Source organism: Pseudoalteromonas sp. S3260, from assembly GCF_005886925.1.
GTDB classification, from domain to species: Bacteria; Pseudomonadota; Gammaproteobacteria; order Enterobacterales; family Alteromonadaceae; genus Pseudoalteromonas; species Pseudoalteromonas tetraodonis.
This window is the reverse complement of sequence record NZ_PNCV01000083.1, coordinates 26,948-48,853: the sequence shown is the minus strand read 5'-3', so window position 1 is coordinate 48,853 and position 21,906 is coordinate 26,948. Positions and strand designations below refer to the sequence as shown.

Genomic DNA, 21,906 nt, shown 5'->3' with positions numbered 1-21,906 from the left:
ATGGCTAAAAATGATTTTTGTATGCCACAGGGTTGTTATTTATTAAGCCACTCTGTTGGCCGCCCATTAAAAACGAGCTTAGAAAATGCTACTGAACATTTTTTTACTCCTTGGCAAGAAAGTGTAAAAGAGCCATGGCAACAGTGGTTACCCGCCATTGAAAGATTTACTGAGGCATTAGGGCAGTTGTTTAATGCGCCTAGTGAGCAATTTTGTCCTCAGGTTAATTTATCCAGTGGTTTAACCAAATTGGTTATGTCACACCCCGTATTTAATAAACCACAGTGTACAGTATTAATGGCGCAGGCCGACTTTCCAAGTATGGGGTTTGTAATGCAAAAAGCACTGCCTGAATGTGCAAAAATACGCTACATCCCTGAGCATGAAGACTTGAGTGATAGACAGGTATGGCAGCGATATTTAACCTCAGAGATTGATGGGGTCTTTGTTAGCCATGTTTATTCTAATACGGGTGTACAAGCTCCCATAAACGATATTGTGGCGCTGAGTAAAGTCACGAATACACTCTCAATAATTGATGTGGCGCAATCGGCAGGGGTTATCCCTGTCGATCTAACGGCGTTAAATGCTGACTTTATGATTGGTTCAAGTGTGAAGTGGCTATGCGGAGGGCCAGGTGCGGCCTATTTATGGGTAAATCCAAAGCAAATAACACAATGTGAACCAAAAGATGTTGGCTGGTTTTCACATCAAAACCCATTCGAGTTTGATATTGCGCATTTTCAATATAACGCTAAAACACTAAGGTTTTGGGGCGGTACGCCCTCGGTACTTCCTTATATTATTGCCGCTGATAGTATTGAATATATTGTTGAATTTGGCGTTGAACAAGTGAGATCGCACAACTTGATGTTACTTGAGTTAATTCAGCAGCAATTGGGCGCTTTTTTAATGTCACCTAGCGCTAAAGAGCAATGTAGTGGCACCGCTATTTTGCAGTTTTCTGAGCATCAGCAAAGTGTATTAACGGCATTCGAGGCTGCAAAAATAAGTGTTGATGTGCGTACACTCGGCATCCGTGTTTCACCTCACATATATAATACAGCGCCAGAGATACAAACATTTATTGATGTTGTGAAACAAATACTTAGGGCTGCTGACTAAGCTGCTGTTTTTTTTGAGTGAGTGCTTCTATTTGTTGTTGTGCTTGCTTGATTTGTGGGTCAAATCGCTGCTTAAGTGCCGCCGTTTCAGTGGTAATGGCATTCGCAATTGAGCTGGCTCCTAAGCGATTTGCTTTATCTTGGGTCATGTAATCGATTTGCTGTTTTTTTTGTGCGTATTCTTGTTGGTATTGTTTAATCTTAAGCTCAAGCTGCACAATATCACGCTCTATTTGTTGCACCGCTAGATAATCGTCAACAGAAGTATCGGCAACTGGTGTGTTCTCAGATTGTGGCGTATTTGTTTGCATGATGTTGACGTTTCTAAGCGTGATCACTTGAGCGTCTTCAGCGCAAGGAGTTTGACTAAAAGTAGGCACTCCTTTAATGGTACATTTATAAACCGTCACTTCATTTGCCATGCTAGCAGCACAGGCACCCAAACAACATAGTAGTAATATTAGCTTTGCCATGGTTAAACCTAAGCTGGTTTAAAGTACCATTTATAATGCACTAAGTTGTGACACCATACAATTTGTTTAATTTATTAGCATGCGCTCGCGACTGCGTTATAAAAAGTGCAAATTAATAGAGGCTATTAAAATTTAGGCACAAAAAAACCACAATTAAGTGGCTTGTAACCAGTAATGGTGGAGAGGGAGGGATAGACTTACTTACATCCCTGTAATTAATCGCTGCGCGACGCTTGCAGCGGCCTAAAATGTTCCAGACATTTTATCGAACCCTGTCGAGGGTGCTCACCCTCCCTATTTCTTAACGGAGTTAAAATTTAGGCATAAAAAAACCACAATTAAGTGGCTTGTAATCAGTAATGGTGGAGAGGGAGGGATTCGAACCCTCGATAGAGCTACAAACTCTATACTCCCTTAGCAGGGGAGCTCCTTCGGCCACTCGGACACCTCTCCGACGCATTATTCAGCGTGTTATCAATCGGAAAAAACCAATTAATACAAATAAGTGGTGGAGAGATAGGGATTTGAACCCTAGAGGGGCTATAAACCCCTGCCGGTTTTCAAGACCGGTGCATTCGACCACTCTGCCATCTCTCCACGTCGTGATGCAGGATAATACTTAGGTGAGTTGCCTGTGTAAATAGCAAAAAGATCGTTTGCTTAAAAAGTGAGCGTAAATGCGGTTTTTTTTGTAAATTATGAAAATTAAAGATGATTTTTAGCTATGAGGAGGGGGCTGGCAGCAAACAGATGGAGCTAAAGAAGAAATTTCATTTAGTGGTTGGGTGTTTGCTGCAGCAATACAAAAATCATGGTTGGGTGATTATTTGTATTGAATTGCACCGCCAAGTGCTAATTTTTTTCCGTAACGGTTAAGTTTAGCTAACATTCTCGCTTTGCGATTAGTTGGTTTAACTGCAACGTGAGTTGTGGCTGTTTGGTTTAATGTATTAATTGGGTTCATTGTATTCGCTCCAAGGTTGTGTCTGTTGAAAACATGTGCATTTTGCCCGTAGGTTGGTTAAAAATAAAGCGATAAAAATTGCTGGTGAAGTATTAGTTTTTTTAATCTGAAAGTGTTTTTTTTGATTTGCTATTTAATGGCATTTTTTTGATTTTGTATATTTATTCATTATAGTCGTGTGCTATATCACTTTTATATGGGGTTTTTTCAGTTTTTTTAATTTTAATATGTTTATAAATAGATTATTTTGAATAGTTATTCAGATTAAATTATTTTGTATTAACGGGTTGGGTTTTACTTCGTTCAAAGATTTAACATGCTATTTATAGGTGGTTAATTATTTATCAGAGAAGAGCAGTAAATAAACGATAAAAAAGAGTGTTGCGAGGCTTTTAAATTATAAAAAAAGTGCCTAGGTTACTAGGCACTTTGGAGTTAGTTACGCTTTAAAACGCTTCTAACTGGGGATCGCACCGCCTCAAGAATTTAAAACTTAAAAAGAGGTGGTTTTAATATGTTGCAATTTGGGCTTACAATCATCAGCTCGGACGGCATTCTAAGTGATCTAGAGCGAAGTGAAGATTATACTTTGGTTTGTATTTTACTATGAAGCCACAAAATGCCTCTGCACAGCAAGAGCAGATCCGCTCAACAGTCTATTATTTGAGTTAAATGGGACTGGTGGGGGTAAAAAACGCAAAATGAGGCATAGCTTAAAAGCAAATGCCGCAAAGGGAGATTAATTAAAATGCTGAGCAGTTAGTGCTGTTTTATAGTAAATAACTCATAGCCTTTTAATGCAGGCACTTGCGCAGCAAGTTGAGTTTCTTGTTGTGCGATTTCAACAAAGTCACCACACAGTGTATTTGCACGCTGTTCAAGTGTTTTTGCATGGAGCTCTACTTTTTCTTCTATTTGTGCGCCCATATTTTCCATGCGCTCTTCAAAGGCTTGCATGTCGCCACCTGAACCCATTAGCTCAGAGCCTAATGCTACTAAAATACTGCCCATTGATTGCATTACGGCCGACTCAACGGCAGTTTCTATTTGTTGTTCAAACTGCTGTTCAAAGTTTTCACCAAACTGAGTGAAGCTTTGCTGGCCCATGACAAATGTACCTTGTTGGTAAAAGGTACCCTTTACTTCTTGTTGAATATCGTCCATTAAGGTAGCAATGTTATCGAGGCCATCAATATTAAATGCATTGGCAACTTCTTCTAATGCAACGCCCGCAATTTTAACGCCATCAAGTGCAATGTTGGCTACTTCAGGTAATTGCGCGCGTAAATTATCTGTGTAGTTGGTCAGTGCTTGGCGCTGAGCGCTATTTAATGCTACTTGCTCGCCATTGATCGACAACTCACCTTGAGTGGTAAAAGTCATACGTTGATTGTTGGCTTTAAAAATTTCTAATTCACTTGGCTTTATACGTACATCGTTTTTAAACTCAACTTTACATTCGTCGTTACTAAATGAAATTGAAGAGCTGTTATCGTTATGAGCCATGGCGACGGGGGCGCACATAATTGCGCTAACTAATAATAATTCTTTCATGTTTATTCTCTGTTTTTTGCTGATGATAATTAACTTATAACAAGTTTGGTGCCAATAGTTTTTAGTGTTTAAAAACAGTGGTTTGTGATTTTTAAGGTGCTTTGAAGTTGAAAGTAAAGTCATTGAAAAAGCTAAAATTTGGTCAAAATAACCAATAATCAAATGCTAATAAATAAAATTTATCGATACGATAAAAAACTCTCACTTTCCACAATTCAAATTTAGCGCTATTTATTCACAATACTGACACAGAGACTATTTAGGATAGCGATGTGGCTTTATTTTGACGTAAATTTGTACAATGAATTTGCGTTGAACATTTTAATTTCACCAATTATCGCGATACAAGAATCCGTAATTGGTCTCAAACACTTTATGGAGTGGGTTGTGGGTAAGACATTTAGTTACGATGCGCTAGATGATGATTTTGTTGAAGACGAATACGAAATGGTCGGGCGTAATCAACACGACAAGAAAAAGCAAAAGGTGAAAAGAAAGTTAGAGGATTACCTTGAGCAAAAACGCTTGCGTAAAAACCTAGGTGAAGATGACTTAAACGATTATATTGATTAGGTTGTCGCTAGTACAAATCAGTGCCGACATATTAGCTTTTAACTGCTACTTAGGTAGTATTTAAAGCTCTGTGGGTTGGTAATAAAGAGGCTTTATGCCTCTTTATAATTTTTAAGCCTCAAACTTTAGCTGCGAGCAATGCTTTTTCAATTACTTTTTCTAGTTTTTCAGGTTTAGTAAAGGGCGCGTAGCGCTTAATGGGTGAGCCATCTGCATTAATCAAAAACTTTGTGAAGTTCCACTTAATTTTTCGTGTCAAAAACCCCGGCAATACAGATTTTAAATAGCGGAAAACCGAATGTGTATGCTGACCATTAACGTTCACTTTTTCTGCGATTAAAAAACTAACTCCGTAATTGATTAAACAACCTTGCGCTATTTGATTCGCGTCTCCGGGTTCTTGCTGGCCAAATTGGTTACACGGGAAACCTATAATGACTAAACCTTGACTGGCATACTTTTCGTGTAATGCTTGCAATGACTCGTATTGATAGGTGAATCCACACTCACTTGCGGTATTTACTATTAACACAACTTTACCTACAAACTCTTTAAAATCGATAGGTTGGCCTTGCAGGCTAGTAGCACTTAGTTGATGAAATGGGTGCATATTAATAAGCTATTATTTGTTTATTTGGCATAGTCTAACCTTTGCTTGGTGATTAACAAAGTCGAAATAGTGAACACTGCTATGGCGTTACTGTTAATTTAAAATCAAAAATAACCCCATACCAGCAAGTGTGGTTAGGTAAATATTATGTGTTTTGTAAGCAACTATAATGGCTACAATCGCTGCGCTTAAATAAGGGTTTTGCCAATTTAGATTAATGCCACCATCATTTATAAATACAATCGGCACCCAAATCGCTGTTAGAACCGCAGGTGCACTGAAGCTCAAAAACTGCTGCATTTTAGGCCCTACTTTAAATGGTAGCGCGCGGTGTAAGAATAAATAACGGGTAAAAAAGGTAATACATGCCATAAGTAAAATAGTCGTCATCATGATTTAGCGTCCTTATTTTTTACTATTCTAGTTACAGTGTAACCTGCACTCATTGCTAATAGTGCTGAGCATACCAACCACAGCTCAAAGCCTGTGCTTTTTAATAAAGTGGCACAGATCCCTGCAACAATGACCGTGACAAGAGTGGCTAAATTTTTAACTCCTGGGATAACCAAAGCAATAAAGGTTGCAGCAATCGCAAAGTCGAGTCCTAAATTGGTTAGATCAGGGAGCATAGTGCCGGCTACAATACCAATAAGTGTCCAAATATTCCAAGCAATGTAAAAGCTAAAGCCTGCGCTGAGCGCGTAAATTAGGCGCGTTTGAGTCTGGTAGGCGCGAGGGTGATGCGAAAAAGCAAATAGTTCATCGGTTAATACAAAGCTGACTGGAAGGCGCCAACGCATGGGTTGCTCAATCACTTTGTGACGAACCGCCAAGCCATATAAAAAATGACGAGAGCTAATAATAAATGTAGTAAATAAAATGGTTAATAGAGGGGTATTACCAGCAATGAGCTCAATTGCAACCAGCTGCGCCGAGCCAGCAAATACCAATAGCGACATAGCTTGAGTCTCAAAAGGGGTAAAGCCATTTTGTATTGCCAACGAGCCACATAAAATCCCCCAAGGAATAACGGCTAAACATAATGGCAGCATATCTAAAAAGCCTTTTAGTATCGGTTTTTTAATGGACTGCATGTGTTTTACTCTGTGTAATAGTAGAAAGACTCATCGGGATACCTTAATATTAAGATGCTAAAATAGTTAGCGTTTAAGATGATACTGTTTTTTAGGGAAGGTGCAATGTTCAAGGTAAAAGTGTGGGATGGCTTTTTAAGAAGCTTTCATTGGTTATTAGTATTTAGTATTGCTGCGCTTTATTTTAGTGCTGAAGAGGGCATGATAGAGCTACATTTTGTGATTGGCTTTTTTACTTTAGCGCTTATCTCAACGCGGATTATATGGGGTCTTATAGGCAGTAAAACGGCAAGAATATCGGCATTACTGCATTCTCCTAAGTCGGTGCTTGCTTCTTTTAGTGGCAAAAAAATAAATGATGTGGGCCATTCTGCACCAGGCAGTTATATGGTGTTATTATTTTTTATACTGATTATTACGCAGCTGGTTAGTGGTTTAATGAGTAGTGATGGTATTTTAACTGATGGTCCGTTAGCGCAGTATGTATCGAGTGATACGATTGATTTTGCCAACTGGCTGCACCATATCAATTTTGATATTTTATTTTATGCGATTATTTTGCATGTTGTGGCTATTATTGTTTACAAAATTAAAGGCAAGCCTTTAGTAAAAGCAATGATCACCGGCAATAAAGCACTGCCAATACAAAGCTCAGAGCCTGAGACAAAGTCACCATGGATTGCATGGTTTTTATTGTTACTATTACTGATTTTATTAATGAGTACTTGGGGAAGTGAGCCTTTAAGTTATCTGCTTCGTTAAAAAAATGGCGCTAATACAGCGCCATTTTTATTGTTTAATATACAGAATTTATTAGTCTTTGAATTGCTTATGGCAATCTTTACAGCCTTTAGCCCATGCACCAAATGCTTTACCAATGACCGCTTTGTCACCTGTTTGAGCTGCTACAGCAAGTTCATCAGCATATTGCTGAAACGCTGTCGCTTTTTTCATAAAAGTATCTTTTTCAGACCATACCGCAGGAAGTGCTGATGTATCACCCTTATCAGTACCTGCGTAAAAAGCTTCCCAAGGCATTTTAGACAATGCCGCTGCGTTATTTGCACGCTGTTTAAATTGCTCTGCATCAAAAGGAATTTTACCCTTGAGCATGGCACCCATATCGCCTATTTGAACTGAAATCATAGAAAATGCAGCTTGGCGATACTCAATCGCATCACTCGGCTCTTTGAATGCAGAATTTGCAGATACGCTAAATGCGCATGTAGATAGTAACGCCCCGATAAATACTTGCTTCAATTTCACTTTACTCTACTCCTTTAAGGGTTCTTTAATTATCTTTGTATCTTAGCTCAGGCTTTAGTTCAAGATAAAGAGCTGGTTTAGTCATTTATATCAATATCAGCAAATATCATTCCTCGTCGCATGCTACGTGTCGCTAAGAATACCTCGCCAAGTAATGACATAAATGCACATATTAGCAATGCCATGGCACCAACAAAACAACTACCGATAGTGACACCTAAATTAATCGATTGTATGTGCGATAAAAATAACAACATAACCACGGCACAGACTAATAATGCGCTTAAGACACTTAAACTAAAGGCAATATGTATGCAGCGGGAGCGCTTAAGAAGCGCCCTTAGTTCTGTAGTTAGAGACAAGTTAAACTCTTCATCGGTACTAACTTTTAATTTTCGCTCTAACTGCCTGGCTCTGTCTGTAATACGTGCCAAACGGTTGGATAGCACCCCAAGTGTTGCCGCAATACCTGTTATTAAAAAGACGGGTGCAACGGCTGTTTGAATGACTTTAGCCATAGTTAAAATATTAATTACATCGTTGTTCATTTATCTCTCAATTAAAACTGAATCATTTACAATTGTTTACAAATGGGGTTTCGTTTTTTATTTTATGTAAATCAATGCTTTGTGTTTTTTTTATTGCTGTGCTTGTTTTTTTTGTAACTTAAATGTAGCAACGTTGTTGCTCCTGTGAAGGTTAACGTTTTATATTCGTGATTATCAATCAATGGAATTGAAACTAGTAAATACAATAATACATAACCTATCCTAGGGGAAACAATGTCTAATAATATAATCAAAAGAACAGCAATCGCGACTGCTGTATCAAGTGCATTCGTGGCAACACTGGCCAGTGCTGCGACTTTGCCAAATGCTACAATAACTAACAAACAAGTAGAGCAATTAAAAGAAATAGCTGCTGATAAAAAAGTGCCTTCAGCTCACATGATTGTTTTAAAAGCAAAAACCTCAGTTGATGCAGTTGCCGCTGGGACTTACCAGGTATCTTCTAATCGAGAAATTACGGCGCAGATTGAGCAGCTTCAAGATATGATGACTGTTGAGCTTAGTAGCCTAGATTTTAATGCTAAGGTAATTGGCAAAACCAAAATTTTAGCTCCAACGTTAATTGTTCAAGCAACGCCTGAAGCGTTAGCTCAAATTGCAAAAGATGATCGCGTTGCTAAAGTTTTACCAATGTTCGATCGCGAGCTACATGTTGCAGCAAGCTCTGAATATATCAACGCTAAACCACTTATTACTGACGGCATAGCAAGTGGTAAAGGTCAACGTGTTGCAGTACTTGATACGGGTATCGATTACACTCATGCTGCTTTCGGTGGCGCAGGCACAGTTGAAGCTTATTTAGCAGCTCAAGCTGATCCAACATCAGTTGCATGGCCACAAGGCATTGTACAAGGTGGTTACGACTTTATACGTGATGATGCTGATCCAATTGAAAATGATGCCGCTAATTCACCTTCTACAGGTGATCCAACCAACCACGGTACATCATCTGCAAACTCTGTAAATGGTATTGCGCCTGACGTTGAGCTTTACGCTTATTCAGTATGTGGCGGCGGTTGTCCTGGCGATGCACAAGCAGCCGCTTTAGAAGCTGCAATGGATCCAAATGGAGATGGTGATATTTCAGATCGTGTTGATGTAATGAATATGTCATTAGGTGGTGAGTTTGGTGATACTTATACTGGTGGCGGTACGCAATTCTTAATTCAGCGAGCCGTTGAGTTAGGTGTAAACATGGTTATTTCTGCTGGCAATGACGGTGATAATCCATTCCGTGTTGGTGGCCCAAGCACTACACCTAATGCACTATCTGTAGGTGCAATGACTCACCCAACAACTGAAATCGGTGTTGCATCAGGTACTGTTGCTGGCGTTGAAGGTAATATTCAGCCATCAAGTTTTGGCCCACAAGAAGCATATACAATTTCAGGTGCAGATATTGAATTAGTTTATCCTGAAACAAACGCAGATGGTTGTGCTGAATTTGCTGCAGATGTTGACTTTACAGGCAAAGCAGTATTAATCGACCGTGGTGCATGTGCATTTACTGAAAAAGTTTTACATGCTCAGGCTAAAGGTGCTGAGTTTGTAATGATTGCGAATAACACCGATGATGGTACCCCAGCACCTATGGGTGGCTTTGATGCGGATGTAACTATTAAAAACGTAGGTATTAACTTTGCCGCAGGTGCAGCTTTAAAAGCTCAACTAGCTGCTGGCGGTCCTGCAACATTTGATATTAGCGTTGAAATTAAAACAACGGCAGGTGCAGTTGCAACATTCTCATCTCGCGGTCCTTCTATGGATGGATTATTAAAACCAGAAATTACAGCGCCAGGTACGAGCATTGACGTAGCAGCAGCAGGCACGCAAACAGGCACAAACCCGGTTTCAGGTACTTCTTTCTCGGGCCCAATTACAGCAGGTGCTGTGGCAATGATCCGTGAAGCGCATCCTGAGCGTAATGCGTTTGAGATTAAAGCAACAATCATGAATGCAGCAAACTTAAACGTAACAAATGAGCCTCTAGCTATTAATCCTGATTCAGAGCTTGCGCCAATTAGTATGATAGGTGCTGGTTTAGTTGATGTGACTAAGGCGGCTAACTTGCCAGTTGCTGCATGGGTCCATAATAGTGAGTTTGACACAAAACAAGCTGCACTATCTTATGGTTTAGTAAGTTTAGCGGAAACAGGTTCAATTACTAAAACAGTGACAGTTAAGAACTTCTCTGCAGATGCAAAAACTTATAATCTTCGCACAGAAGCGCGCTACCAAAATGATATTGATACGGGCGCAGTTAGTTGGGATTTCCCTGAATCTATAACAGTACCGGCAGGTCAAGCGATTAACTTTGATATTACAATGACGGTTGATCCAAGTAAATTACCTGCATGGGAATTAGAAAATCCATTCAGTGAAGAGGATATTGCAGCAAGAAGTGCTGCATTAACATCAGTAGAGTTTGATGGTGCGTTAGTATTTGATGATGCATCTACAGATGGCGATCACGATTTACATGTTGTTTATCATGCAATGCCAAAAGCTGCGACTCAGTTGAGCTACTCACCTGAAATTGTTAACAATGAAATGGCATTGGTTATTGAAAATACAGGTCAAACTGAAATTTCTCCACAAGCTGAAAGTATTGTTGCAATGGGGACAGAAAAATCAGTTGAAGATGCTGAATTTAATATCCTGTCTACTACATTCTCTGCATTCAATGCAGATTTCTGTGATTCAGGAATTTATATTACGTCATCAATACAACTACGAGATCCGTTAACTCATACTTTCCAAGCGGGTTATAGAATTGAAATAGATACCAATAATGACGGTGTATCTGATCAGTTCATGCAAAACTTAAATGACCGTGGTCGCACAACTGCATTCCCAGGTCGTAGCCGCACATTAATTGGTACAACTGATGGCGCTGGTAATGATGCATGGCAATGGGGTACGCCGCTTTTCCATGCTGCAGGAGAAGACACAGTTACTTTCTCAGGTTGTTCAGAGTTAATGAATATTGATGCTTCGCTTCTTGGTGAGCAAATGAACTTCAAAGTATCGGTAGGCTACCCTAGTTACCAAACTGGTGTTTACAGTGAAACAGACAGCGTAACAGGTTCAACAGTATTTGGCGTACAACCAGCAGTTGAAATGACCTCTTATGAGACAGGTGAAGCAATTTCTTCACTTAAACCTGGTGAGAAAGCGGTTGTTTCTGCAAGCGGCCCGTTTGCATTATCGCAAGGTTCAGGTACTAACATTATTAAAGTAATGGCAGCTGAAGACCTAGAGTTACCAGACGTTGAAGCTCCAATGCTGGTTGGTGGTGAGTTTAGTGTTTCTGAAGATGCAGCTGATGGAACTGTAGTAGGTGCGCTTACTATTGAAGAATCAGACTTAGACTTAGCTATTTCAGAGTACTATGTTCAATCTAATACAAACCTTGGCTTTGCAGTTGATGCAGATGGTCAAATTGTAGTTGCAGATACCACTTTATTAGCGGGTGATACATCTGCAGAAATGGAAGTTGTTGCGATTGATGTTCGTGGTAATGTGTCAGAGCCTGCAATGGTAACAATATCCGTTACTAAAGTAGCGCCTCCGGTTGTTACTCCAGAGCCTACTAAGAAAAGTTCTTCAGGTTCATTAGCTTGGTTAACATTACTTGTAGCGCCGTTTGCCTTTATGCGTCGTCGTAAGCAAAAGTAATTAAATAAATTAAACATTAATTAAAGGGAGCTTCGGCTCCCTTTTTACATAGCTTCACAAACTAAATTTCTGTCGTGTTTAATATTAGGTATATTTAATAAAAATAAAAACTACAGAGATTCCAATCAATGAAACATACCCCATTTGTTCTTACTTTTATTTCCTTAGCTATTTTAGGGGGATGCAACAAAGCTCCTGACGTTGAGCAATCAGCAAAAATTGAAAACGCAGCTACTCAAATCGCAGTAATGCCGCCGGTTGCTAAAAAAGTACCATATGAAATGTCTATTCATGGCGACACGCGTATCGATAATTATTATTGGATGCGTGATGATGAGCGAAAAGATCCTGAGGTACTTAGTTACCTTGAGGCTGAAAATGCTTATACAGATGCAATGCTTGCGCACACAAAAACGTTACAAACTAGGTTATTTGAAGAGCTAAAAGGGCGAATTCAAAAAGACGATGATTCAGTGCCAGTTAAAAACGGTGACTATTATTATTCATCACAAACTCGCGGTGATAACGAATACGCAACTTATGTACGTAGTAGTGATTTTGCAGGCACTGACCAGCAGGTTATTTTAGATGTAAACGAGCTAGCTAAGGAACATGATTATTATGCCGTAAGTGGTTTAGATGTAAGTCCAAACGGCAATTTAATGGCATATGGTGAAGATACCGTAAGTCGTCGTATTTATGATATAAAAATAAAAGACTTAAGCACTGGTAAATTACTCGAAGATACGCTTAAAGGTACGAATGGCAGTGTTGTTTGGGCAAACGACAACAAAACGCTTTATTACATAAAAAAAGATTTACAAACTTTACTAGGTTACCAAGTTTATCGTCATACGCTCGGTACCCCACAAAGCGATGATGAGCTGGTTTATGAAGAAACAGATACCAGTTATTACATGGGTATAAGCAAAAGCAAAGACGATTCAGAAATTTATATTTGGCACAGCAGTACAACTGCGTCAGGTGTATCGGTTTTAAGTGCTGATGATGTAAATGCTAAGCCAAAGCGTTTAATTGAGCGTGAAGCGGATCTGGAGTATGGAATTTCTAAGCTGGGTAATACTTACTACATTGTCACTAATTTAAATGCGGTTAACTTTCAGCTTATGAAAGTTGATATTGATAAAGCTGGCGATAAAGCTAATTGGCAAACGGTGATCCCCGCTCGCGATAATATAAAATTAGAAGGCATCGACTTATTTAACGACTACTTAGTGTATCAGCAGCGTGAAATGGGTCAGTCGACTATTATTGCTCGTAACTTAACCACGGGTAAAGAGATACCGCTTAGTTTTAACGACAGTGCTTATACAATTAGCACCTACGGTAACAATGATTTAAATAGCGATACATTACGTGTGTATTATACCAGTATGACAACACCCGCTTCATCGTATAATGTTAATTTAGCTACTGGCAATAAAACATTACTTAAACAACAAAAAGTACTCGGTGATTTTAGTGCAGATAATTACGCATCAGAGCGAATTTTTGTCACTGCACGAGATGGTATTAAAGTACCGGTAAGCCTAGTCTATCGCAAAGACATGTTTAAAAAAGAGGGGACTAATCCGCTGCTACAATATGGTTATGGCTCGTATGGCGCGACCATGGATCCTACCTTTTCTAGCGCTCGCTTAAGTTTGCTCGATCGGGGTTTTGTATTTGCCATTGCGCATATTCGTGGTTCACAAATGCTAGGTCGCCCTTGGTATGAGGACGGTAAACTACTGACTAAAAAGAACACCTTTAACGACTTTGTAGATGTTACCAAGGCATTGGTTGAGCAAAAGTATGGTGCAAAAGATAAAATATTTGCTCAAGGTGGCAGTGCGGGTGGCTTGTTAATGGGGGCAGTGGCAAACCAAGCTCCTGAGTTGTATAAAGGTATGGTGGCTGCAGTTCCATTTGTTGATGTAGTGACCACGATGCTTGATGCAAGTATTCCACTTACAACCAACGAATACGGTGAGTGGGGTAACCCTAACGAGAAAGAATACTATGAGTATATGTTATCGTATTCACCTTATGATCAGGTCAGTAAGCAAGATTACCCAAATATGTTAGTTACTACTGGCTTACATGATTCGCAGGTACAATATTTTGAGCCTGCAAAGTGGGTGGCTAAGCTGCGAGATTACAAAACAGATGATAATAAGCTACTGTTTAAAATCGATATGGAAGCAGGGCACGGAGGTGCATCAGGTCGCTTCAAACGCTTAGAAGATACTGCCTTAAATTATGCTTTTATGCTTGATTTAGCGGGTGTGAATAAGTAACTGGTCTGGCAATATCAATAAGCGCAGCTATTTGCTGCGCTTTTTTATTTTTAAATATACACAAATGCTTTGCATTGGATAAATAAGCATTTACATTAAGGTGGCTAATGAGTGTGAATATCATTTTAGCGCAAAATAAAAACGAGAAGGGAGAGTGTAATGGAACAAAATCAAGAGATTAAAGTCGTCAATAAAGATGACCGCACCTGGGCAATGCTATGTCATTTAAGTGCATTAGCGGGGTTTATTGTGCCATTTGGGTCGGTACTCGGCCCTCTTATTATCTGGTTAATTAAAAAAGATGAAATGCCAATTGTTGATATACATGGAAAAAAAGCCCTTAATTTTCAAATTACTATGGCTATAGCTTATTTTGTTTGTTTTTTACTAATTTTTGCAGCGGTTGGTTTACTACTGTTACCTATGGTGGCTATTTTTTCATTTGTGATGGTGGTTATCGCAAGCGTGAAAGCCAACGATGGCAAAGAGTTTAATTATCCCCTTAGCTTAAATTTGATAAAATAACTGTTTTTATTATTCAGCGCTTTGGTTTTAAGTTAAAAAATCGTTAAACCCAGCTAATTGCTGGGTTTAGTTTTTAGTCATAAGGAAAAAATGCTCTATATAACATTATTTTTTACAGCATTTATATCTGCCACGTTATTACCTAGCTCGTCTGAAGTATTGATGAGTGGCATGATCATGCAAGGCAATACTAACTTATGGCTGATTTGGTTTGCAGCAACCTTGGGTAATGTACTGGGCAGTTGTGTTAACTATTGGTTAGGGACGCAGGCATTGCGTTTTAAAGATAAAAAATGGTTTCCAGTATCTGAAAAAGGGCTTAAAAAAGCACAACAGCAGTTTAATAAATATGGTGTTTATAGCCTGTTGTTTGCTTGGCTGCCCATCGTTGGCGACCCACTAACCGTTATTGGCGGCGTGTTTAAAGTTCGCTTTACTACATTTTTAGTGCTGGTAACGCTCGGCAAGGGGTTACGTTATTTAGCGGTAATAGCCCTTGCCGTTGGATTATTTGTGCCAGTCGAGGGTTAAAGAAACCGAATCGGCAAAGCGCAACGCATGAGGTTTATCTACTCGAGCCTTAGCATAATTAACACTTGGGTGTGAGTGGCAAACAGCAAGAATTTCAGCAACTAGTTTTTCTAACAATAAAAAGTGTCCTTGCTCTACTAAGCTAATCACCTCTTTAGTAATCACTTTGTAGTTAAGTGCTTGGTCTACTTCATCTGTTTCACAAGCTTGATCAGCAGGGTAGTGAATTTCAAGGTTAATGACCACATCTTGTTTTTTTTCACGCTCATCAGGATTAAAACCAATAAATGTGCGTAGTCGTAAATTAGTTACATTAATAATTGCGTTTGCCATACATTATCCTTTGATCAGCTGTAAAAACTCATTACGTGTTTTCGGATCAGCTCTAAAGTTTCCTAGCATTACCGAGGTACGCATGCTTGAGTTTTGCTTTTCTACACCACGCATCATCATACACATGTGTTTTGCTTCAACAATTACACCCACACCTTTTGCACCAGTTACTTCCTCAACCGCTTTTGCAATTTGATGGGTAAGCTGTTCTTGAATTTGAAAACGGCGCGAAAACATATCAACAATACGCGCAAACTTAGATAAGCCTAATACTTTGCCATCAGGGATATAAGCAATATGACAGCGGCCAATAAAAGGGAGTAAATGATGTTCACACATAGAGTAAAGCTCGATATCTTGTATCAATACCATGTCGTCAGCGTCAGAGGTGAATACCGCATTGTTCGTGATTTCGTTAAGCGTTTGACGATATCCTTGAGTAAGGTACTCCATCGCTTTTGCAGCGCGTTTTGGGGTATCAAGTAACCCTTCACGTTCAGCGTCTTCACCTACAGCAGTTATAATTTTTTGATAGCTTTCTTTTAATTCGTTATGCATAAGTTTCTCAGTTTTATTAGATGACTTACTTAAGATGGCGACCACCATCAACAGGTAAAGCACGCCCTGTGATGTAATGGCTGTTCAGTAGTAGGTCTATACTATTGATAATTTCTTGGCATCCAGGTTCGATACCCATTAATGATTTTTTTAAAGTTTTAGCGCGGTACTGCTCATCATCATGTTGGTTAAAAATAATTAATGATGGCGCGACTGAATTCACTTTTATGTTAGGTGCGTATTTAGCGCTAAATGATTTAGTTAAGTTATCCAGTGCGGCTTTACTGGCCGCATAAGCAAGATGCTTTGGACTGCCTGTTTCCACTACATAATCAGTCAAATGAATAATGTCAGCGGGTTTAGCATGCGACGCCTGATAATTTAATAGTAAATCTGCGCAATGTAAGTTTACCAAGTACGGTGTTTTTGCATGAATGCGCATCATATTGTCAAACAGCTGCTCAAAGTGAGGGTTGTTAGCTTCACAGTCCCAGCTTGATGCATTATGAATAACTGCCCTGAGTGAGTCAGTGTGTGATTTAAGCAACGTAATAAAAGTATTAATGCCCTCATCAGTACTAAAGTCAGCATAAAGACAGGTAACCCCTTGTTGTTCCAACGAATCAACAGCCTCATGACGGGTCCGATAAGTAATAATGACCGCTTGCCCTTGGGCTATAAAGTGCTTTGCCAGCGCAAGCCCTATACGTTGTGCTGCACCAGTAATCAAAATAGGGGGGGTCATAAAATATAAAACTCTCTGTTGGCAAGCGTTAAGGTTAACGTTTAAAAATTTAAGCCACTTATTTTCACGTCATGTTTACGTAAAATACAAGCGGCTCGATCAGTTAAATTACGCTTATAATATTGATTTAAAAAGCATCGTATATTGTTGGAATAGGCTGGCGCTTATGTTGCGTGCGCTGGTAAATTGCAATTAGCGTTTCTTCTACATAACTTGAAACTGCTTTACCTTCTAAAAAGTCATCAATTTCTTCATAACTTAAGCCAAGTGCTTCTTCGTCTGTTAGTCCTGGTCTATCACTTTCTAAATCCGCTGTTGGTGCTTTCTCAACTAAAAACGCAGGCGCACCCAATGTGGTTGCTAATGCACGAACTTGGCGTTTTGATAGGCCAAATAAAGGAGCCAAATCGCATGCACCATCACCAAATTTAGTGTAAAAACCAGTAATATTTTCAGCACTATGATCGGTACCGACCACTAAGCCTTGGCAAAAGCCGGCTATTTCATATTGCGCGATCATGCGTTGGCGAGCTTTGACATTACCTTTAATAAAATCGATTTTATCTTGCGAAGGGAGTGTTTGTTCGGTACCCGCGAGAGTTGCCATTGTCTGCTCATGCAGTGCATCGGTTGCGGGTTTAATGTTTACCGTCATGCGGGTGCTCGGCTTAATGAAATCAACCGCCATTTGCGCTTCACTTTCATCAGCTTGAACGCCATAAGGTAGGCGTACAGCAATAAATTGATAATGAGTGTCAGGGTGTTCTTGGTTAAGCTCATCAATAGCAAGTTGACACAAACGGCCACAGGTCGTTGAATCTACACCACCACTGATCCCTAGTACAAGTGAGGTTGAATATGCCGCTTTTAAACGTGCTTTAATAAAATCCACTCGGCGTTTAATTTCAGCGTTTACATCAATCGAAGGCTGAACTTTCATTTCAGCCATAATCTCGGCGCGCATGGCCCGCTCCTTTAGTTAAATAATTTTTACGCTCTACATAGAACAACTATTATGTGATTTCATATTTATGAATTAAAGCCCTAAGTGAGCTTTTATTTGTTTAAGCTGGACTTTTAGCTCATCAATTTCTGCAAGTAAGTCATTTAGCTCAGTGTTTTTTATATCATCAGTGTGTGTTTGTGCCTCAAGTGAAGCCTCGTTCACAGATGATTGATCTGCAAATAAATGAATATATCGACAATCCCGTTTACCTGATTCGCGCGGCATCTTTTTAACATGATTGCTTTGAATTAGTTGTTCAAGTGACTTTTCAACATCATCAATACGAGCAAAGTCGGCAAGGCGGCTACTACGTGTTTTTAATTCGCCAGGTGTTTGTGCGCCTCGCAATAATAATAAACAAATAATCGCCCTTTGCTGTTGATCAAATTGCAGGTGACTAAACTCAGTATTACAAAAACGATGATCGTATTTATTAACTCGCCCAGACAGCCCTTCATTTACAGTGACTAATCGCATACTGATTAATTCATCAACGGTTATTTGAACTTGCTCTTCTGTATAATTAACAACTGGCTCGCGATTCGATTTTTGATTACAGGCATTTGTTAATGCATTTAACGATAAAGGGTAGTGCTCAGGTGTTGTGCTTTGTTTTTCTAATAAACAACCGATAACGCGTTGTTGCTCCATTGATAATTGCAATTGCATACCTTATCTCACCTAATAAATTCTATTTTTAGCTTACACTGTTATTTGCTTGTAAGCCATTGCTGGAGCTTAGAATGAAGAGTTGTGGCATTGAGGGGTTTAGTTAAATAGTCATCCATACCAGTGGCCAAACATTTGTCTTTATCACCCTGCATTGCGTTTGCGGTAAGCGCTATTATTGTTATGTTTTTATTTACCTTGCCTGCTTTGCCTTCTCTGATGGCAATAGTTGCTTGGTAGCCATCCATCGTAGGCATTTGGCAATCCATCAATATTAATTGATAAGTGTTAGCTGGGTTTTGATTCAACGTTTCAACTGCCTCAGCACCATTTTCAGCAATCTCAAATGTCACGTTCAACTGTTTTAAAAAAGCAGCGGTAACAACGTGGTTAATTTTATTATCTTCTACTAATAAAACATGCGCCGCGAGTGTATCTGTCATAACCTCAGTGGCAGCAAGCGACTTTAGTTGTGTATCAACGTGTGTTTGCTCGATAGTGCTTTTTGCAGTCAGCGCATTTTGTAAATCAAAAGGGGTGAGTGGTTTAAATACGAGGGTTTCTTCGGTTAATGGTAAGGTCGCGTTTTTATTTGTATAACTCATGGGAGCCATAATAATTAAATGGCTATTACTTTTTGTTAAAAACTGCTTAAGTGCGAGTGCTTGAGCTTCGTATAATGGTTCAAATAAAGCACTGTCAACGAGCACAATGTTTGGTGGGGTATCTTCATGGCTATTAATGTAGGCACTTATAGACAGGTAATCGCAGATCGTGCTGACCTTAGCCCCCCAGCGAGTTAATTGTTTTTTGGCAATAGTGGTATTGAGTAAGCAATCATCAATAACCCAAATACGCTTATTTTCAATTGCTTGATATGCTTCGTGCTCTTGAACTAATTGAGGGGTTATCTTTATAAAAAAGGAAAATGTACTGCCTTCATTTGGTGTACTACTCATACTCACTTTGCCACCCATGAGCTCACACAGCTGCTTTACAATAGCAAGACCCAGGCCTGTGCCACCATATTGGCGTGTGGTTGATGTGTCTGCTTGAGTAAATGAATCAAATAAATGGGGCTGTTTCTCTGCGCTGATTCCTATACCTGAGTCAGCGATTGCGCATTCTAAAACTGTGGCGCCAAGTGTGTGGGCAATTTTAGCGGTTATCAATATTTCACCGTTTTGGGTGAATTTAACGGCATTACCAATTAAGTTACTTAAAATTTGACGTAATCTATTCGGATCGCTAATAAATTCACTGCTGGTGATATGTGTTGCATCCAAAATTAACGTGGTGTTATTTTGCTCGGCTTTTAATGCAAATGACTCTGCAGATGATTGTGCAAGTTTAATATGATGCTTTTGTTGTTGATCTAATTGGGTTGCTTTAACAATATTAAGCATTCCCAACACCCCATTCATGGGTGTGCGAATTTCATGGCTCATACTGGCTAAAAACTCACTTTTTGCAATCACAGCTTGTTCTGCGGCTTCTTTTGCCTTGACTAGTTGTGCCTCTGTTTCTATACGTTGTTGGCTAGAGTAAAGGCTGCCAATTAAAGCCCCTACAGCAATTAAAAAGCTTTCTTCATTATGGCTCCATGTTCTAACTATATCTTGCTCAGCACAAACTATTCCAATAGAGCTACTGCTTGCAGGAATAAGAACACACAGCATCGCCTTGACTGAAAACGGTTGAAGGTAGCTTTCTTTGATAGGGGCTAAGTAGGGATGTTGTTGAGCATCATCAACACAAAATATCGCTTTTCGTTCTATTGCGGTAAAAAAGTCAGGAATAGTTTCTTGCAGCCACGGAATATTATTTTCGCTACCTGAACGATTAAAACTCGCAAATTGAATTAGCTGGGTTCTTTGTTGGTTAAACAATTTTATACTGGCGCAGTTTACCTCAAGGGCTTGGCAAATAGACTGCGTGATTAATTCTTTAGATTGGCTTAATTTGCCATTTAATATTTCATCACTCACCGTTAAGGAGGCCAAGGTTTCGTTAAAACGAGCAATTTTGCGATTTTCTAATTCCACTTTTTTACGGGCATCAATATTTTGTAATGAACCAAATATTCTTACACAACGGCCATTTTTATGTTCAGCTTCACCGTGAACAAGTGCCCATACAGGCTGACCATTTGCATTGATCACTTCAAGCTCAGTTTCGTAACTTTCACCTTCTTTAAAATAGTTTAAATTTTCTGACCATTTTGGTTGCTCATCTAATGGGTATTCAAATATTTTTTTAGTCATATCTGACCAAAACACGTGTTTTTTTCTAAGTTAAACGACCATGCACCGACTTGTGCTAAATTACTCATCACCTCAAGCATTCTTTCGCTTTCTTGTTCACGGTTGAGTATTTTTAGATAAAACAAAAAGGCAGAAATGAGCAAGCCTAACACGGTTAAAATAATGAATCGTAAAGGCCAAATCGAAGAACTCACTGGTTGCCAGCCTTGCTTGGGTATAACATAAAGCTGCCAAACACCTCCTTGAAAGTTTAAAGTAAATTCTAGAGGGTCTTGAACAGTAATAGAGGGGTCACCGAAAAAAACTCACCTTGCTTACCTAATCCATTACGTCCTTGTATTGCTATATTATAATTTTGCTGTAGTTCAATAATCTCCGAGTTTTCATAAACTTTTTCTATATCGAGTACCACTGAGAGCAATCCCCAAAAGGCGTTATTTTCTGGCAAGTATACTGGTACGCGCGCAATTAAGGCTTCGCTGCCTTGGACAAGCTGAAGTGGACCTGCCATCACGATCGTATTCGTGTCTCTTGTTTTAATGGCATCTTCGCGCTGTGCTTTATTTTCCAAAAAATTAAGACCTGTCGCTTTTTCGTTACCTTTAGCGGATGGGTCATTTTTATTACCATGTCTGGCGCCGCGCCAATGTTACGTAGCTCATTTGAGGTTTCAAAAAGTGGGGCTGCAATTTGTTCAAAGCGAGTTTGATCTAAGTTTGGCTCAGCGGCAACAGCAATAGCTAAGCCACGAATGAGTTGAATATTAGACACTAATACAGCTTCAAGTTGTGCTCTATAGGTACTTACCTGCGACAGAGTGCGTAATAGATAAGCATCTTTCTCACGGTGATAATTGACGTGATCAAGCACCAAGCTGATAGTGATTATCAACACCAGCGATAATAAAAAAGTCAGCTTAGCGTTATTAATTCGGGTGGGTTTGTTTTTGCGCTGCGGGGATATAGAATGTAACTAAGTTGTTAATCAAGACAGGCTAACTATAGTCAATTTATCGAAGAAATAAAAATGGCGCAGTTAAAAATGCGCCATTTTATTTTTATAATTAGTAG

Annotated in this window: 20 protein-coding genes, 2 tRNA genes and 1 pseudogene; 7 read left to right on the top strand and 16 right to left on the bottom strand. The window is 39.3% G+C overall.

Annotation, left to right across the window (positions count from 1 at the left end):
- Positions 1–1,125, top strand: a complete 1,125-nt coding sequence (locus tag CWC14_RS14190; protein WP_138563492.1) for an aminotransferase class V-fold PLP-dependent enzyme — start codon at positions 1–3, stop codon at positions 1,123–1,125.
- On the opposite strand, the gene CWC14_RS14185 is transcribed toward CWC14_RS14190, so the two are convergent.
- The 5 genes from CWC14_RS14185 to CWC14_RS14170 form a co-directional block, all read right to left on the bottom strand.
- Positions 1,109–1,597: a DUF4124 domain-containing protein gene (locus CWC14_RS14185; RefSeq protein WP_013463692.1), complete on the bottom strand. Its 489-nt coding sequence runs from the start codon at positions 1,595–1,597 to the stop codon at positions 1,109–1,111. The two genes, CWC14_RS14190 and CWC14_RS14185, sit on opposite strands and share 17 nt — an antisense overlap.
- 360 nt (positions 1,598–1,957) lie before the next feature.
- Positions 1,958–2,050 (bottom strand) — tRNA-Ser (locus CWC14_RS14180).
- A gap of 53 nt (positions 2,051–2,103) precedes the next feature.
- Positions 2,104–2,194 (bottom strand) — tRNA-Ser (locus CWC14_RS14175).
- A 226-nt stretch (positions 2,195–2,420) separates the two neighbouring features.
- The gene (locus CWC14_RS19195) at positions 2,421–2,561 is read right to left on the bottom strand and encodes a hypothetical protein (protein WP_008113257.1); all 141 of its coding nucleotides are present in this window, start codon (positions 2,559–2,561) and stop codon (positions 2,421–2,423) included.
- A gap of 759 nt (positions 2,562–3,320) precedes the next feature.
- Positions 3,321–4,115, bottom strand: coding sequence for a YggN family protein (locus tag CWC14_RS14170; RefSeq protein WP_138563490.1), 795 nt, complete (start codon positions 4,113–4,115; stop codon positions 3,321–3,323).
- A 387-nt stretch (positions 4,116–4,502) separates the two neighbouring features.
- Here CWC14_RS14170 and CWC14_RS14165 point away from each other — a divergent pair, with 387 nt between their 5' ends.
- Entirely contained in the window at positions 4,503–4,688 is a 186-nt protein-coding gene (locus tag CWC14_RS14165; protein ID WP_008108975.1) for a PA3496 family putative envelope integrity protein, read from the top strand.
- 118 nt (positions 4,689–4,806) lie between these two features.
- Here CWC14_RS14165 and CWC14_RS14160 read toward each other — a convergent pair whose 3' ends face one another.
- From CWC14_RS14160 to CWC14_RS14150, 3 genes are all read right to left on the bottom strand, one after another.
- Positions 4,807–5,298 carry a glutathione peroxidase gene (locus tag CWC14_RS14160; protein ID WP_013463695.1) on the bottom strand — a complete coding sequence of 164 codons (492 nt, stop codon included), beginning with the start codon at positions 5,296–5,298 and terminating at the stop codon, positions 4,807–4,809.
- 93 nt (positions 5,299–5,391) lie between these two features.
- A complete protein-coding gene (locus tag CWC14_RS14155) occupies positions 5,392–5,691 on the bottom strand; it encodes an AzlD domain-containing protein (RefSeq protein ID WP_016900234.1) in 300 nt (99 codons plus the stop codon).
- Positions 5,688–6,392, bottom strand: a complete 705-nt coding sequence (locus CWC14_RS14150; RefSeq protein ID WP_013463697.1) for an AzlC family ABC transporter permease — start codon at positions 6,390–6,392, stop codon at positions 5,688–5,690. The genes CWC14_RS14155 and CWC14_RS14150 overlap by 4 nt, the downstream gene beginning before the upstream one ends.
- A gap of 105 nt (positions 6,393–6,497) precedes the next feature.
- Between CWC14_RS14150 and CWC14_RS14145 the strand changes: the two genes are divergently transcribed.
- Positions 6,498–7,154, top strand: a complete 657-nt coding sequence (locus tag CWC14_RS14145; RefSeq protein WP_138563488.1) for a cytochrome b/b6 domain-containing protein — start codon at positions 6,498–6,500, stop codon at positions 7,152–7,154.
- A 51-nt stretch (positions 7,155–7,205) separates the two neighbouring features.
- On the opposite strand, the gene CWC14_RS14140 is transcribed toward CWC14_RS14145, so the two are convergent.
- Positions 7,206–7,658 (bottom strand): c-type cytochrome, encoded by a 453-nt coding sequence (locus CWC14_RS14140; RefSeq protein WP_138563486.1) that lies wholly within the window; start codon positions 7,656–7,658, stop codon positions 7,206–7,208.
- A 77-nt stretch (positions 7,659–7,735) separates the two neighbouring features.
- Positions 7,736–8,206, bottom strand: coding sequence for a DUF2721 domain-containing protein (locus CWC14_RS14135; protein WP_008108981.1), 471 nt, complete (start codon positions 8,204–8,206; stop codon positions 7,736–7,738).
- Between the two features lie 234 nt (positions 8,207–8,440).
- On the opposite strand from CWC14_RS14135, the gene CWC14_RS14130 reads away from it, so the two are divergent.
- The 4 genes from CWC14_RS14130 to CWC14_RS14115 all read left to right on the top strand — a co-directional run bounded on the left by CWC14_RS14130 (position 8,441) and on the right by CWC14_RS14115 (position 15,261).
- Entirely contained in the window at positions 8,441–11,905 is a 3,465-nt protein-coding gene (locus CWC14_RS14130) for a S8 family serine peptidase (protein ID WP_138563484.1), read from the top strand.
- 128 nt (positions 11,906–12,033) lie between these two features.
- Positions 12,034–14,205, top strand: a complete 2,172-nt coding sequence (locus tag CWC14_RS14125; protein WP_138563482.1) for a S9 family peptidase — start codon at positions 12,034–12,036, stop codon at positions 14,203–14,205.
- Between the two features lie 159 nt (positions 14,206–14,364).
- Positions 14,365–14,730, top strand: a complete 366-nt coding sequence (locus CWC14_RS14120; protein ID WP_010392586.1) for a DUF4870 domain-containing protein — start codon at positions 14,365–14,367, stop codon at positions 14,728–14,730.
- Between the two features lie 90 nt (positions 14,731–14,820).
- Complete coding sequence (locus CWC14_RS14115; RefSeq protein WP_036980806.1) at positions 14,821–15,261, top strand: YqaA family protein; 441 nt, start codon at positions 14,821–14,823, stop codon at positions 15,259–15,261.
- Here the strand turns inward: CWC14_RS14115 and folX are convergent.
- The 6 genes and pseudogenes from folX to CWC14_RS14085 all read right to left on the bottom strand — a co-directional run bounded on the left by folX (position 15,238) and on the right by CWC14_RS14085 (position 21,799).
- Positions 15,238–15,594 (bottom strand): dihydroneopterin triphosphate 2'-epimerase, encoded by a 357-nt coding sequence (gene folX / locus CWC14_RS14110; RefSeq protein ID WP_013463705.1) that lies wholly within the window; start codon positions 15,592–15,594, stop codon positions 15,238–15,240. The genes CWC14_RS14115 and folX overlap by 24 nt on opposite strands.
- Positions 15,595–15,597: 3 nt before the next feature.
- Positions 15,598–16,152, bottom strand: coding sequence for a GTP cyclohydrolase I FolE (folE, locus tag CWC14_RS14105; protein ID WP_008108996.1), 555 nt, complete (start codon positions 16,150–16,152; stop codon positions 15,598–15,600).
- A gap of 25 nt (positions 16,153–16,177) precedes the next feature.
- Complete coding sequence (gene folM / locus CWC14_RS14100; protein WP_013463706.1) at positions 16,178–16,897, bottom strand: dihydromonapterin reductase; 720 nt, start codon at positions 16,895–16,897, stop codon at positions 16,178–16,180.
- 127 nt (positions 16,898–17,024) lie between these two features.
- Positions 17,025–17,861, bottom strand: coding sequence for an NAD(+) synthase (gene nadE, locus CWC14_RS14095; protein WP_036980816.1), 837 nt, complete (start codon positions 17,859–17,861; stop codon positions 17,025–17,027).
- Between the two features lie 72 nt (positions 17,862–17,933).
- The gene (locus CWC14_RS14090; protein WP_171036856.1) at positions 17,934–18,566 is read right to left on the bottom strand and encodes a YceH family protein; all 633 of its coding nucleotides are present in this window, start codon (positions 18,564–18,566) and stop codon (positions 17,934–17,936) included.
- A 47-nt stretch (positions 18,567–18,613) separates the two neighbouring features.
- A pseudogene (locus tag CWC14_RS14085) lies at positions 18,614–21,799 on the bottom strand (ATP-binding protein).
- Positions 21,800–21,906 lie beyond the last annotated feature (107 nt).